The sequence below is a fragment of the Polaromonas sp. genome, assembly GCF_013817205.1.
Classification (GTDB): domain Bacteria; phylum Pseudomonadota; class Gammaproteobacteria; order Burkholderiales; family Burkholderiaceae_C; genus Polaromonas.
The window spans coordinates 1-13811 of sequence record NZ_JACDDD010000092.1; the positions used below are offsets into that span (position 1 = coordinate 1).

Here is a 13811-nt window from a genome sequence, read left to right on the forward strand (position 1 = left end):
GCGCTGCGCGCTTCCTGCACTCCGGATTTTTTCTTTGGTATCCATTCTTCCCCACCCGTCGGGCTGGGCCGAGGAACGCAGGCAAAAGCGGATCAGGGCGAGCGATTGTCTGAGCCGAAGGCGAGTTCGAGCTCGACCCCGCTTTTACCGAGCACCGCAGGGTGCCCGTAGCGAAGCGAAGGGACTCAGACCATCGGGTCGCCTTCTCTTTGCTTACTTTCTCTTGGCGACGCAAGAGACAAGTGAGTCGCCCGCCGGGGCGAGACCCGGCTTGTTGCCAGACCACACTGCAGGAGTCATCAACTATGGCCCCGGATCAAGTCCGGGATGGCGGTTCAGGATCGAACGGTATCCGCCACGCGTTCCGCACAAGCCTTCGCCTGCGCTGCATCCCGCGCCTCTACCATCACCCGCAGCAGCGGCTCGGTACCGCTGGCCCGGATCAGCAGCCGGCCACTGTTCCCGAGTTCGGCTTCCACTGCGCGCGACGCGGCGGCAAGACGCTCGTTGTCTTTCCATTCCTGTCCGGGCTGCAGCCGCACATTGATCAGGGTCTGCGGAAACAAGGTCACATCGGCCAGCAACTGCGCCAGCGTTTTGCCGCTGCGCACGCAGGCCTGCAGCACCTGCAGTGCGCTGATCAGGCCGTCACCGGTCGTGTGTTTGTCCAGCGCCAGCAGATGGCCTGAGCCTTCGCCGCCCAGCAGCCAGCCCTTTTTTTCCAGTTCCTCCAGAACATAGCGGTCGCCGACCTTGGCGCGCACAAACTCGACACCGCGGTTCTGCAGCGCCACCTCGACAGCCATGTTGGTCATCAGTGTGCCGACAGCGCCGGGCACCTTTTCGCCCCGCTCAAGCCGTTCGGCCACCATCAGGTAGAGCACTTCGTCGCCGTTGAACAGCCGGCCTTCGGCGTCGACCAGTTGCAGGCGGTCGGCGTCGCCGTCCAGCGCCACGCCGTAGTGCGCACCGTAGGCACTGACAGCCTTGATCAGGGCTTCGGGGTGGGTCGCGCCCACCCCATCGTTGATGTTGATGCCGTCGGGGGAACAGCCGATGGCGATGACTTCGGCACCCAGCTCATGGAAGACCTCGGGGGCGATGTGATACGCCGCGCCGTGCGCCGCATCGACCACGATTTTCATGCCCTTGAGCGTCAGGTCGTTGGCAAAGGTGCTTTTGCAGAATTCAATATACCGGCCGGCCGCGTCGTCGAGGCGGCGCGTCTTGCCCAAGTTGGGTGAGTCGGCCCACACCGGCGCTTCTTCCAGCGCCGTTTCCACCGCCAGCTCCCAGGCATCGTCGAGCTTAGCCCCCTGGGCGCTGAAGAACTTGATGCCGTTGTCTGGGAAGGCGTTGTGGCTGGCACTGATCACCACGCCGAGGCTGGCGCGCTGGGTGCGCGTGAGGTAAGCGACTCCGGGCGTCGGCAAGGGGCCCAGCAGCACCACGTCAACACCGGCCGAGTTGAAGCCCGACTCCAGTGCGCTTTCCAGCATATAGCCAGAAATACGCGTGTCCTTGCCGATCAGCACCGTCGGCCGCGCTTCGGTGCGCCTGAGCACGCGGCCGACCGCATGGGCCAGGCGCAGTACAAAGTCAGGTGTGATCGGCGCTTGGCCCACTGTGCCGCGAATGCCGTCGGTGCCGAAGTATTTTCTGGTCATTGTCGTCGTCCGTGATTGTTGTGAGTTCGATGTTTACGCCAGCGGAAATTCTACGGGGGGCCCATCTGACCGCTTGTAGGCTGCGGCGCCGTGGCCGCCACCCAGACCTTCAGCGCCTGCACGGTCTCGCGCACATCATGTACCCGCACAATGCGCGCACCGCGATCGACGGCCAGCACCGCCGCTGTGACGCTGGGCACCATTCGGTCGGCGATGTCGAGCTTGGCCACGCTGGCCAGTGAATTGCTGCTGACCGCTGCCAAAGATGACTTGCGCGACCAGCCGGCCAGTAGCGGATAGCCGGCAGCCAGCAACTCCTGCTGACGTGCAAGCAGTGAAAAGTTCTGTGCCACCGTTTTGCCAAAGCCGATGCCCGGATCGAGCACGATGCGCCCGGCGTCCACCCCGAGGGCCCTCAGACCCGTGGCAGCGGTTTCCAGAAAGGTCAGCACCTGCGGCACCACGTCGCCTTCCATGGGCGCGGCCTGCATGGTCTGCGGCTCGCGGTGCATATGCATCAGGCAGACGCCGCAGGAAGGATGCGCCGCCACGACGGCAGCCGCTTCGGGCTGGCGCAAGGCCCATATGTCGTTGATGATGTCGGCACCCAGGTCCAGCACAGCCTGCATGACTTCGGTCTTGTAGCTGTCTACCGAGACCGGCACACCCAGCGTGACGGCGTGACGCACCACCGGCAGCACCCGGGCAAGCTCCTCTTCAAGCGGCACCGGCGGCGCACCGGGCCGGCTGGATTCGCCACCGATATCCAGCATGTCGGCGCCGTCACGCAGCAATCGCTCGCAATGATCCAGCGCCGACCGCTGGCCGCTGCCCGCGGAAAAAAAGTTGCCACCGTCCGAAAACGAATCCGGCGTGACATTGACGATGCCCATGACGCGGGGTTGTCCCAAGTCAATTAAAAAGCGCGAAGTCTGCCAATTCATGAGCGTCCCCCCGGACAAAGAAAAACCGGGGACCTGCCCCGGTTGTTATCTGGCTGGCAGCTTTCAGGCCACCGTGGGTGCCGGATCGGTAGTCACCGCCGGTGTGCCGTCGCTCGGGCCGCCTCCGCCCACAGAAGGGTTGCGCGGTGTCCAGTCTTTCGGTGGTCGCGGGTCCTTGCCGGCAATGATGTCGTCGAGCTGGTCGCCGTCAATGGTTTCCCACTCAAGCAGCGCCTTGGCCATGGCGTGGATTTTTTCCTGGTTGTCTTCAATCAGGGTGCGCGCCACGGTGTACTGCTGGTCAATGATGCGGCGAACCTCGCCGTCCACTTTTTGCAGGGTGGCTTCGCTCATGTTGTTGGTCTTGGTGACCGAACGGCCCAGGAACACTTCACCTTCGTTTTCGGCATACACCATGGGACCCAGCGCCTCGGTCATGCCGTAACGCGTGACCATGTCGCGGGCCAGCGCCGTGGCGCGCTCGAAGTCGTTGCTGGCGCCAGTCGTCATCTGGTTCATGAAGACTTCTTCGGCGATACGGCCACCAAACAGCATGCTGATCTGGCTCAGCATGTATTCGCGGTCATAACTGTAACGGTCCTGCGCCGGCAGGCTCATGGTCACACCAAGTGCGCGGCCACGAGGAATGATGGTGACCTTGTGCACCGGGTCGCACTTGGGCAGCATCTTGCCAAGCAGCGCGTGGCCGGACTCGTGATAAGCCGTGTTGCGGCGCTCTTCCTCGGGCATAACCATGCTCTTGCGCTCGGGGCCCATGAGGATCTTGTCCTTGGCTTTTTCGAAGTCCTGCATCTCGACGGTGCGCGCGTTGCGGCGTGCGGCCATCAGGGCGGCTTCGTTGCAGAGGTTGGCCAGGTCGGCGCCGGACATGCCGGGTGTGCCGCGGGCAATCACCATCGGACTGACGTCCTGGCCCAGCGGCACCTTGCGCATGTGGACATTGAGGATTTGCTCGCGGCCTCGGATGTCGGGCAGCGTGACATACACCTGGCGGTCGAATCGGCCGGGGCGCAGCAAGGCAGCGTCCAGGATGTCGGGACGGTTGGTGGCAGCCACCACGATCACGCCGACGTTGGTTTCGAAACCATCCATCTCGACCAGCATCTGGTTCAGGGTCTGCTCGCGCTCGTCATTGCCCCCGCCCAGGCCGGCACCACGCTGGCGGCCTACCGCGTCGATCTCGTCAATAAAGATGATGCAGGGGGCGTTTTTCTTGGCGTTGTCGAACATGTCACGCACACGGGATGCGCCCACGCCGACAAACATTTCGACGAAGTCAGAACCGGAAATCGAGAAAAACGGCACCTTGGCTTCGCCCGCGATGCTTTTCGCCAACAGAGTCTTGCCGGTGCCCGGAGGGCCGACTAGCAACAGGCCGCGTGGAATGCGTCCGCCCAGCTTCTGGAACTTGGTCGGGTCTTTCAGGAAGTCGACAACTTCCTTGACCTCTTCCTTGGCCTCGTCACAACCAGCCACGTCGGCAAAGGTTACGGGGTTGGTGGACTCGTCGAGCAGGCGCGCCTTGGACTTGCCGAAACTGAAGGCCCCACCCTTGCCGCCGCCCTGCATCTGGCGCATGAAGTAGATCCAGACGCCGATCAGCAACAGCATAGGACCCCAGCTGACCAGCAGGGTCATCAGCAGCGAGCCTTCTTCACGGGGCTTGACGTCGAACTTGACATCGTTGGCGATCAAGTCGCCGACCAGCCCGCGGTCCAAGTATGTGGCGGTGGTGCGGATGCGGCGATCATCGGTGGTGACGGCGGAAATTTCGGTGCCGCCCTGGCCTTCTGCAATCGTTGCAGATTTGATGCGTTTGCCTTTGACCTCGTCGAGGAATTCGGAGTAACCCAGGTAGTTGGTACCAGCGCCGCCGCGTGTATCAAATTGCTTGAATACGGTGAACAGCACCATGGCGATCACCAGCCAGATTGCAATTTTGGAAAACCACTGATTGTTCAAGGATGTCTCCGATAGAGGAACACAAGGCACATGCGCCTGATTTTAGGCGTTTCAAGGGCGAAAACCGAATGCCCCTGCAAGGACATCCCTAGGTTTGAACCGGTTTTGCGGCAATTTTTGGCGTTTACCCCCGCGCATCTGCGCTTTGGCGGCTCTCTTTAAGACCCAGGCCGACCAGAAAGGTTTCAGATGAGTTGGGGCGCGACGCCTTGGGCTTGAAGGGCTTGACGACCTTGAAGGTCTCCTTGAACAGCTTGACCAGCGGGCTGTAGGCCCCACCGTGGAACAGCTTGACCACCAGCGCGCCGTCGGGCTTGAGGTGGCTCACGGAAAACTCCACCGCAAGTTCGACCAGGTGGGCGATGCGTGCTGCATCGGCAGTTTCTATGCCCGAGAGGTTGGGCGCCATGTCGGAGATCACCACATCGACCTTGGTGAAACCGCTGTCAGCGCTCAAGGTCTGCTCAAGCTGTTGCAACACCTCGGGCTCGCGGAAGTCGCCCTGGATGAAAACCACGCCTTCGACCGGGTCCATGGGCAGGATGTCCAGCGCCACAATGCGCCCGTTCAACGCGCCGACGGCCGCGCCCGACGGTGACAGCTTGCGCCGCGCATACTGGCTCCAGGCACCGGGCACGCTGCCCAGATCCACCACGCAATGCCCAGGCTTGATCAGGCCCAGCGCGTCGTCGATCTCCTTGAGCTTGTAGGCTGCACGCGCGCGGTAACCCTCTTTTTTGGCCAGCTTTACATAGGTATCGTTGACGTGGTCGTTGAGCCACGCCTTGTTGACCTTTTTGCTTTGGGTTTTTACTTTCATGGCCCTATTGTCCTCTCACGGATAATCGGGGTATGGCTCAAATACTACTTACCCCCGCCCAGCGCAAAGAACACCGCGCCGAAGCGCACCACCTGGACGCCGTCGTGATGGTCGGCACCGACGGCCTGACCGACGCCGTCAAGAAGGAAATCGACGCGGCGCTTAAGGCGCACGGCCTGATCAAGGTGCGCGTGCAATCCGACGACCGCGCCGGTCGCGAGGCGATCTTCCAGAACGTCAGTGACGAACTCGGGGCGGCGCCGATCCAGCACATCGGCAAGCTGCTGGTGCTGTGGCGGCCCATGCCGCCCAAGGAAAAAAAGGTCAACGAGGACCGCATGCCCGGCCCGCGCGATGTGAAGGTCCTCAAAAACAGCAGCCGCTACGGCCAGCGCCCCGAGGTCAAAACCCTGCGCGTGCTCGGCAACCAGCGCCTGACACCCGGTGGCACCGTCAAACGCGCGAAAAAGCCACGGCTGCAAAGCCTCAAAAAACGCTCGCAGGATTGAACTTACCTGCGAGGACGGGTCCCAATGTGATGTTTTGCTCGTTTTGTCCCAGTTTGTCCCTTTAGATCGGGCGGCACCGCCCACAGCTGAGTTCCATGACCAACCCCAATCCGCTGCTCGACTTAACCGATCTCCCGCTGTTTGACCAGATCCAGCCTGAACACGTCGGCGCCGCCGTCGATGTGCTGCTGGGTGATGCGGAAACCGCCCTTGAGCGCGTCACCGCACCCGACTTCCCGGCCAGCTGGACGGCGATTGCCGGCGTGCTCGATATCGCCACCGAAAACCTGAGCCGCGCCTGGGGCGCTGTCAGCCACCTCAACGGCGTGGCCGATACGCCCGAGCTGCGCGCGGCCTACAACGCGTCCCTGCCCCGGGTCACCGAGTTCTGGACCCGCCTGGGCGCGGACGAGCGCCTCTACGCCAAATATAAGGCGATTGACGTCGCCAGCCTGAATGCCGAGCAGCGCCAGGCCCACAAAAATGCCGTGCGCAACTTTGTGCTCTCCGGCGCCGAGCTGACAGGCGCGGCCAAGGAGCGTTTCGCCGCCATCCAGGAGCGCCAGGCCGAACTGAGCCAGAAGTTCAGTGAAAACGCGCTGGACGCGACCGATGCCTTCGCCTACTACGCCCGCGAGGACGAGCTCGCTGGTGTGCCCGACGATGTGATCGCGTCGGCGCGCGCCCAGGCCGAAGCCGAAGGCAAGGACGGCTACAAACTCACGCTGAAGATGCCGAGTTACCTGCCCGTCATGCAGTTTGCCGACAACTCCGCGCTGCGCGAGACCCTGTACAAGGCCTACAGCACGCGCGCCAGCGACCAGTCGCCGGCCGAATTTGCGCGCTTTGACAACAGCGGCGTGATGCAGGAAATCCTGGCCTTACGGCTGGAAGAAGCGCAACTGCTGGGCTACCGCAATTTCGGCGAGGTGTCGGTGGTCGCCAAGATGGCCGACTCGCCGGAACAGGTCGTCAGCTTCCTGCGTGACCTCGGCCAGCGCGCCAAACCGTACGGACTCAAAGACGTGGCAGACCTGCGCACCTTTGCAGCGGAAAAGCTGGCGCTGGCCGACCCGAAACCTTGGGATTTTGCGTACATCGGCGAAAAGCTCAAGGAAGCGCGGTATTCCTTCAGCGAGCAGGAAGTCAAGCAGTACTTCACCGCGCCCAAGGTACTGGCCGGCCTGTTCAAGATCGTCGAGACGCTGTTTGAAGTCGACATTCGCACCGACCACGCCCCGGTGTGGAAGCCTGGCGTCGAGTTTTACCGCATTGAGCGTGACGGTCAGCTCGTTGGCCAGTTCTACCTGGACCAGCCGGCGCGCACCGGCAAGCGCGGCGGCGCCTGGATGGACGACGTGCGGGCGCGCTGGCTGCGCCCCGACACCGGCAAGCTGCAGACGCCAGTGGCGCATCTGGTGTGTAACTTTGCCGAGGGCGTGGGCGGCAAACCGGCGCTGCTCACACACGACGACGTTATCACCCTGTTCCATGAATTCGGCCACGGCCTGCACCACCTGCTGACCCAGGTCAACGAGCGCGATGTCTCCGGCATCAGCGGTGTCGAGTGGGACGCGGTCGAGCTGCCCAGCCAGTTCATGGAAAACTTCTGCTGGGAATGGGATGTGCTCAAACACATGACAGCCCATGTGGACACCGGCGCGCCGCTGCCACGCGAACTCTTCGAGAAAATGCTGGAAGCGAAAAACTTCCAGAGCGGCATGCAGACCCTGCGCCAGATCGAGTTCTCGCTGTTCGACATGTTGCTGCACACGCAGTGGCAGCCTGGTGACGATGTGATGGCCCTGCTGGCCGGCGTGCGCGACGAATTCGCGGTCATCACGCCTCCGCCCTATAGCCGCACCGCACACACATTCAGTCACATTTTTTCTGGCGGCTACGCAGCAGGTTATTACAGCTACAAATGGGCCGAAGTCCTCTCGGCCGACGCCTATGCAGCCTTCGAAGAAACTGCACAAATCGCCACGGCTGCAGGTATAAACACTGATGCCGAAGCGGCGTCAGGGACCGTTACGGTAGAAACTGGCAGAAAGTACCGGCGAGCCATCCTGGAAGCCGGCGGCAGCCGGCCTGCCATGGAGTCGTTCAAGGCTTTCCGGGGCCGCGAGCCAACTATCGACGCCTTGCTGCGCCACCAGGGCATGGCCTGACAGACCCAATTTTGGAGCATCACATGACCTCGACCGCTATCAAATTTGCAGCATCTCAAGCCCTGCTGGTGCTGGTGACAGGCTTTTTTGCCTCCAGTGTTTCAGCGCAGCAGGTGTTTCGCATCGTCGGCCCGGACGGCAAGGTGACGTTTTCCGACCAGCCACCACCGGCCTCTGCGAATGCACGGGTCACTGCGTCGTCCAGCGACGGCAGCCGCGCGGCCGCCAATCCTTCACTGCCGTTTGAGCTGCGCCGGGTTGCTGGCCAATACCCGGTGACGCTGTATGCCGGCACCGATTGCAGCCCCTGCGGCTCGGCGCGTTCCATGCTCATCACGCGCGGCATTCCCTTCACGGAAAAAACCGTGATTACGTTTGAGGACAGCCAGGCCCTGAAGCGGCTCAGCGGAGAAAGCGTGTTGCCCTTCGTGACGATAGGCAGCCAGCAGCTCAAGGGTTTCTCGGATGCGGAATGGACCCAGTTCCTCGACGCCGCCGGTTACCCGAAGTCATCGGTGCTGCCGGCCAGCTATCGCCAGGCCGCAGCCACGCCGCTGGTCACAGTCAACACTGCACCTGCAGCAGCCGCAACCGCGCCGGGCGTTGCGCGTGCTGCGGCAGCCCCCGCACCCACCCCCATCACGCCTGCTGCAACGCCGGACAACCCCGCCGGCATCCGCTTCTAGGCGCTGACCGCTCAGCGCGGCAACCAGCCCAGCCCGGCCGAGGTGCCGCCGGGCTGTCCGCCCTGCCGGGGCCGGTACTCGCAGCCGATCCAGCCATCCCAGCCGCTGGCCTCTGCCACCTCATCAATCACTGCAAACAGGTAGGGGTAGTTGACCTCGCCGACATCCGGCTCGTGGCGCCCAGGCACGCCGGCAATCTGAAAGTGCCCGACCACGCCGGTAGGCAGGTATTTGCGAATCTTCATCGCCACGTCGCCCTCGACAATTTGGCAGTGGTACAGATCCATCTGCACCTTGAGATTGGGCGCTGCAACCTCGGCCAGGATCTCGTGTGCATGGTCTTGCCGGTTCAAAAAGAATCGCGGCACGTCGCGTGTGTTGATCGGTTCGATCAACACGTCGCGCCCCCGCTTTTCCGCCTCCCGAGCGGCCCAGCGCAGGTTGGCCACATAGGTCGGGCGCAGTTCTTCCCGCTCCTGCCCGTCGGCGACCAGGCCAGCCATCAGGTGGATGCGTGGGCAGTCCAGCGCATCGGCGTAGTCAAGGGCCAGCATCAAGCCGGCGCGGAATTCCGACTCGCGGCCGGGCACCGCCGCAGTGCCGCGGTCGCCGGCTTTTTCCCAGGCCTGGGCGATGGATGCCACATCGGTGCCGCCCGGCGGCGCGTTGAACAGCACCTGCTGCAGGCCGTTGCCCTTCAGCCGCGCGGCCAGTTCCTGCCTGTCGAAGCTGTACGGAAACAGAAACTCCACGGCCCGAAACCCGTCTTTCGCGGCGGCTTCGAAGCGCTCCAGAAACGGCAGTTCGGGATACATCATCGACAGGTTGGCTGCAAATTTCGGCATGACGGGTCTCCAGGCTATCTTAAAATGCTACTGAATTGATAGCTATCCACGCATACCAGTCGTGGGCTGATGGCCAATTTGACTGTTGATTTGCCTCACCAGCGCGCGCAAAACATCTGGCTCAACGCCTCGATGTGCGCCGCGCCCCGCAGACACGTGCAGCGTGCAGTTTCCTCAAGTTCCGTAAGCTCTTTGAGCACGCGGGCGACGCTCAATGGCTCAAAACACCAGGGTCTTGACGCCAGCTTCGGTGCCCAGCAGGCAGACGCCGGCTTTTTGCAGCGCAAACACACCCACTGTCACGACGCCCGGCCACTGATTGACGCGGGTTTCAAAGGCCAGCGGATCGGTGATCTTCAAGCCGGCGACGTCGAGGATATGTTGACCGTTGTCGGTGACCAGTGGCTGGCCGCCCTTCAGGCGCAGGGTGGCGGTGCCGCCCAGGGCCGCAAACTCACGAACAATGCGCTGCGCCGCCATCGGGATGACCTCCACCGGCAGCGGAAACTGGCCCAACACCTGCACCAGCTTGGATTCGTCGGCAATGCAGACAAACTTGCGCGACTGGGCCGCGACGATTTTTTCGCGCGTCAGCGCCGCGCCGCCGCCCTTGATCATGTGGCCGGCGTGGTCGATCTCGTCGGCGCCGTCGATGTAGACCGCCAGTTCATCCACCTCCGAAGCCTCAAAGACCGGGATGCCCAGCGCCTTCAGGCGTTCGGTCGAAGCCACCGAGCTCGACACCGCGCCCTTGATCGTGTCCTTGATGCTGGCCAGCGCGTCAATGAACTTGTTAACGGTGGAGCCGGTGCCGACACCGACGATGGTGCCGGGCTCGACGTAATGCAGGGCCGCTTGGCCCACCTGTGTTTTGAGTTCGTCCTGGGTCATGTCGGTCCGCAATCGGGTGAGAGGGTTGGGATAAAGGGTTTGCGACAATGGGCTGTCGCACAGAACAACACAAATTATCCAATGTCCCTGCTCCAGAAACTTCCTTATGCCCTCGCCCGCCCGTTTTTATTTGGGCTGGACCCGGAAACCGCCCACGAGCTGACCATGGCCGCGCTGGCCGGCACCCAGCGCACGCCCCTGTCGCTGGTTTATTGCTCCAGCCGCGTGGACGACCCGGTCAAGCTGGCGGGTCTGAAGTTTCCCAACCGCGTCGGCATGGCCGCCGGACTGGACAAAAACGCACGCTGCATTGATGGCCTGGCCGCCATGGGATTTGGTTTTGTTGAGGTTGGCACAGTCACGCCGAAGGCTCAGCCGGGCAACCCCAAGCCGCGCATGTTCCGCCTGCCGCAGGCCAATGCGTTGATCAACCGCCTGGGTTTCAACAACGAGGGGCTGGACGCCTTTATCGCCAATGTGCAGCAATCCAGCTTCCGCAAGCGCAAGGGCGCCAGCCCGCTGCTGCTGGGCCTGAATATCGGCAAAAACGCCGCCACGCCGATTGAAAACGCCGTGGACGACTACCTGATCTGCCTGGACGGCGTGTACCCGCATGCCGACTATGTGACGGTCAACATCTCCAGCCCCAACACGAAAAACCTGCGCGCACTGCAAAGCGACGAGGCGCTGGACGCGCTGCTGGGCCGCATCGCCGAACGCCGCGAAACGCTGGCCAAGCAACACGGCAAGCGCGTGCCGCTGTTCGTGAAGATCGCGCCGGATCTCGACGAAGCGCAGGTCGATGTGATCGCCGCCACACTCAAGCGCCACGGGATGGACGGCGTGGTGGCCACCAACACCACCTTGAGCCGCGACGCGGTCAAGGGGCTACCGCATGCTGAGGAAGCCGGTGGCCTGAGCGGCGCGCCGGTGCTGGCGGCAAGCAACCGGGTCATTGGCCAGCTGCGAGCTGCGCTGGGAAAAACCTTCCCCATCATCGGGGTAGGCGGCATCATGAGCGGTGCCGACGCCGTGTCCAAGATCCAGGCCGGCGCCGATGTGGTGCAGATTTACACCGGGCTGATCTACCAGGGGCCGGATCTGGTCACCCAGGCCGCACTTGCGATTAAAAAGAGCCACTAGCCCTTGTCGGGCGGGCGCAAGCAGCTACTGAATTGATAGCATTCAGGGCTTCTTCCTTTTGGCGAAAGCCTTGGCCTGGCCCAATTCCACCCACACCGGCGCATGATCGCTGGCATGCTCCTGCCCGCGCACCCAGCTGTCCACGCCGGCGCTCTTCAAGCGCGGCGCCAGTTCGGCATTGAGCAGGATGTGGTCAATACGCAGGCCGGCGTTGCGCTGCCAGTGCTGGCGGAAATAGTCCCAGAAGGTGTAGATGCGTTCCTCCGGGTGCAGATGCCGCAGGCTGTCGGTCCAGCCCTGGGCCAGCAGGTTGGCATAGGCCTGCCGGGTCTCGGGCTGCATCAGCGCGTCGCGTTTCCATGAGACCGGTTTGTACACGTCGAGGTCGGTCGGGATCACGTTGAAATCGCCGGCCAGCACCACGGGGTGGCCCGAGTTGTATAACTCCTGCGCGTGATCATGCAGGCGCTTGAACCAGGCGAGTTTGTAGTCGAACTTGGGGCCGGGCTGCGGGTTGCCGTTGGGCAGATAGAGGCAGGCGACGATCAGCCCATCCACCGCCGCTTCGATGTAGCGGCTCTGGTCGTCCTTCGCATCGCCCGGCAACTCGCGGCGGATTTCCAGCGGTGGTTGCTCACCCTTTGCAAGAATCGCCACGCCGTTCCAGGAGCGCTGGCCCTTCCACAAGGGGCTGTAGCCCGCCTCCTTGAGCGCAGCCTGAGGGAACATGCCGTCGAGCGCCTTCAACTCCTGCAGGCAGACGACATCGGGCTCCTCCTTGTCCAGCCAGTCCAGCAGTTGTGGCAAGCGGGTCTTGATGCCATTGATGTTGAAGGTCGCGAGTTTCATCCGGTGGGAGTTATTCAGGCTTGCGGCGGAAGGCTTCGGCACCACCGCCGCCACCACCATCGGCAAACTCATGCTGGTCCAGCGGCCGCTTCTGGCCGGGTTGGACCGGCGCCTCGATCAGCGCGCTGGAACTGTTGTCGGTGCTGTCGGTATCGGTACGGGTGACAGGCGGCTCGGTGGCGGCACCGCCGTGTGCATCGCGGGTTGGGGAGGTGTTGTTGTCGGGCATGGTAATTCCTTGGGACATGTTTTTGGAACTTAGCAGCCCTTGGTATGCCGGCCTGTCGGACAAAACCGCTAGCAAGATCGACAGCGCCAGCATCACGCTGCGGCTGGGGCTTGTTCTGGAGAGTAGTATCAACTCCCCACTCCCACCCCTAGCCCCTCCCTCGCCCTGCTGGGCGATGGAGGGGGACTTCATTTAGCCGCGTGAGCTGCGCTCGCGCGCAAGCATGGCAGCCTGTTGGGATTCCCGCAGAAGAAGCGCTGCGCGCTTCTTCTGCTCCGGACTTTTATCCCCAGTGCCCGGTTTCCATCCCCCACCCGTCGGGCTGGGCCGAGGAGCGCAGGCAAAAGCGGATCAGGGATCGCGATTGTCTGAGCCGAAGACGAGTTCGAGCGAGACCCCGCTGTTGTCGAGCACCGGAGGTTGCCCGTAGCGAAGCGAAGGGACCCAGACCATCGGGTCGCCTTATTCTTTGCTTACTTTCTTTTTGGCGACGCAAAAAGAAAGTGAGTTGCCGCCGGGCAACCCCCGGCTAGTTGGCGCACTCCACAGCTCGCGTCTGCTTGCGACTACCATGCAGTCAGCTTTGACTTCGACAACAACACGATGACTACAACCTCACCTTTCCCCCATCTCCTCGCCCCTCTCGACCTGGGTTTCACCACGCTGAAAAACCGGGTGTTGATGGGCAGCATGCACACCGGGTTGGAGGATGGGCGCAAACACTTCCCTGCCATGGCGGCCTACTTTGCCGAGCGCGCGCGCGGGGGTGTCGGGCTGATGGTGACCGGCGGTTTTGCGCCCAACATCGCCGGCTGGACCAAACCGTTTGCCGGCATGCTGGCAAGTTCAGGCGCGGCGCGGCGCCACAAACAGGTCACTGATGCGGTGCATGCCGAGGGCGGCAAGATCGCGCTGCAGATCCTGCACACCGGGCGTTACGGTTACCACCCCTTGTGTGTGGCGCCTTCGCGCATCCAGAGCCCGATCTCGCCCTTCACGCCGCGCGAGCTCAGCGCTGGTGGCATCGAACGGCAGATCCGTGCCTTCATACGCTGCGCGCTGCTGGCGCGCGAC

At 62.9% G+C, this 13811-nt stretch carries 12 protein-coding genes and 1 pseudogene; 5 read left to right on the forward strand and 8 right to left on the reverse strand.

Annotation, left to right across the window (positions count from 1 at the left end):
- Window positions 1-335: 335 nt before the first annotated feature.
- From glmM to H0W47_RS16365, 4 genes are all read right to left on the reverse strand, one after another.
- Window positions 336-1667, reverse strand: a complete 1332-nt coding sequence (gene glmM, locus H0W47_RS16350; protein ID WP_296926294.1) for a phosphoglucosamine mutase — start codon at window positions 1665-1667, stop codon at window positions 336-338.
- A 50-nt stretch (window positions 1668-1717) separates the two neighbouring features.
- Window positions 1718-2611 carry a dihydropteroate synthase gene (folP, locus tag H0W47_RS16355; protein ID WP_296926296.1) on the reverse strand — a complete coding sequence of 298 codons (894 nt, stop codon included), beginning with the start codon at window positions 2609-2611 and terminating at the stop codon, window positions 1718-1720.
- Window positions 2612-2674: 63 nt separating this feature from the next.
- Window positions 2675-4594, reverse strand: a complete 1920-nt coding sequence (ftsH, locus tag H0W47_RS16360; RefSeq protein ID WP_296926298.1) for an ATP-dependent zinc metalloprotease FtsH — start codon at window positions 4592-4594, stop codon at window positions 2675-2677.
- A gap of 124 nt (window positions 4595-4718) precedes the next feature.
- Entirely contained in the window at window positions 4719-5414 is a 696-nt protein-coding gene (locus H0W47_RS16365) for an RlmE family RNA methyltransferase (protein WP_296926300.1), read from the reverse strand.
- A 32-nt stretch (window positions 5415-5446) separates the two neighbouring features.
- Here H0W47_RS16365 and H0W47_RS16370 point away from each other — a divergent pair, with 32 nt between their 5' ends.
- From H0W47_RS16370 to H0W47_RS16380, 3 genes are all read left to right on the forward strand, one after another.
- On the forward strand, window positions 5447-5923 hold the full coding sequence (locus tag H0W47_RS16370) for a YhbY family RNA-binding protein (protein WP_296926301.1): 477 nt from the start codon (window positions 5447-5449) through the stop codon (window positions 5921-5923).
- Window positions 5924-6018: 95 nt separating this feature from the next.
- Window positions 6019-8094: a M3 family metallopeptidase gene (locus H0W47_RS16375; RefSeq protein ID WP_296926303.1), complete on the forward strand. Its 2076-nt coding sequence runs from the start codon at window positions 6019-6021 to the stop codon at window positions 8092-8094.
- A gap of 23 nt (window positions 8095-8117) precedes the next feature.
- Entirely contained in the window at window positions 8118-8780 is a 663-nt protein-coding gene (locus tag H0W47_RS16380; RefSeq protein WP_296926305.1) for a glutaredoxin family protein, read from the forward strand.
- 11 nt (window positions 8781-8791) lie between these two features.
- Here the strand turns inward: H0W47_RS16380 and otnI are convergent, their stop codons facing one another.
- Window positions 8792-9625: a 2-oxo-tetronate isomerase gene (gene otnI, locus H0W47_RS16385; RefSeq protein ID WP_296926308.1), complete on the reverse strand. Its 834-nt coding sequence runs from the start codon at window positions 9623-9625 to the stop codon at window positions 8792-8794.
- A 219-nt stretch (window positions 9626-9844) separates the two neighbouring features.
- Window positions 9845-10516, reverse strand: coding sequence for a ribose-5-phosphate isomerase RpiA (rpiA, locus tag H0W47_RS16390; protein ID WP_296926310.1), 672 nt, complete (start codon window positions 10514-10516; stop codon window positions 9845-9847).
- An 81-nt stretch (window positions 10517-10597) separates the two neighbouring features.
- On the opposite strand from rpiA, the gene H0W47_RS16395 reads away from it, so the two are divergent.
- The gene (locus H0W47_RS16395) at window positions 10598-11659 is read left to right on the forward strand and encodes a quinone-dependent dihydroorotate dehydrogenase (RefSeq protein ID WP_296926312.1); all 1062 of its coding nucleotides are present in this window, start codon (window positions 10598-10600) and stop codon (window positions 11657-11659) included.
- Window positions 11660-11701: 42 nt separating this feature from the next.
- Here H0W47_RS16395 and xth read toward each other — a convergent pair whose 3' ends face one another.
- Both xth and H0W47_RS16405 read right to left on the reverse strand, forming a co-directional pair.
- Window positions 11702-12508: an exodeoxyribonuclease III gene (xth, locus tag H0W47_RS16400; protein WP_296926316.1), complete on the reverse strand. Its 807-nt coding sequence runs from the start codon at window positions 12506-12508 to the stop codon at window positions 11702-11704.
- A 10-nt stretch (window positions 12509-12518) separates the two neighbouring features.
- Window positions 12519-12737 (reverse strand): hypothetical protein, encoded by a 219-nt coding sequence (locus H0W47_RS16405; protein ID WP_296926314.1) that lies wholly within the window; start codon window positions 12735-12737, stop codon window positions 12519-12521.
- A 603-nt stretch (window positions 12738-13340) separates the two neighbouring features.
- Between H0W47_RS16405 and fadH the strand changes: the two are divergent.
- Window positions 13341-13811, forward strand: a pseudogene (gene fadH / locus H0W47_RS16410) (NADPH-dependent 2,4-dienoyl-CoA reductase); the annotation flags it as partial.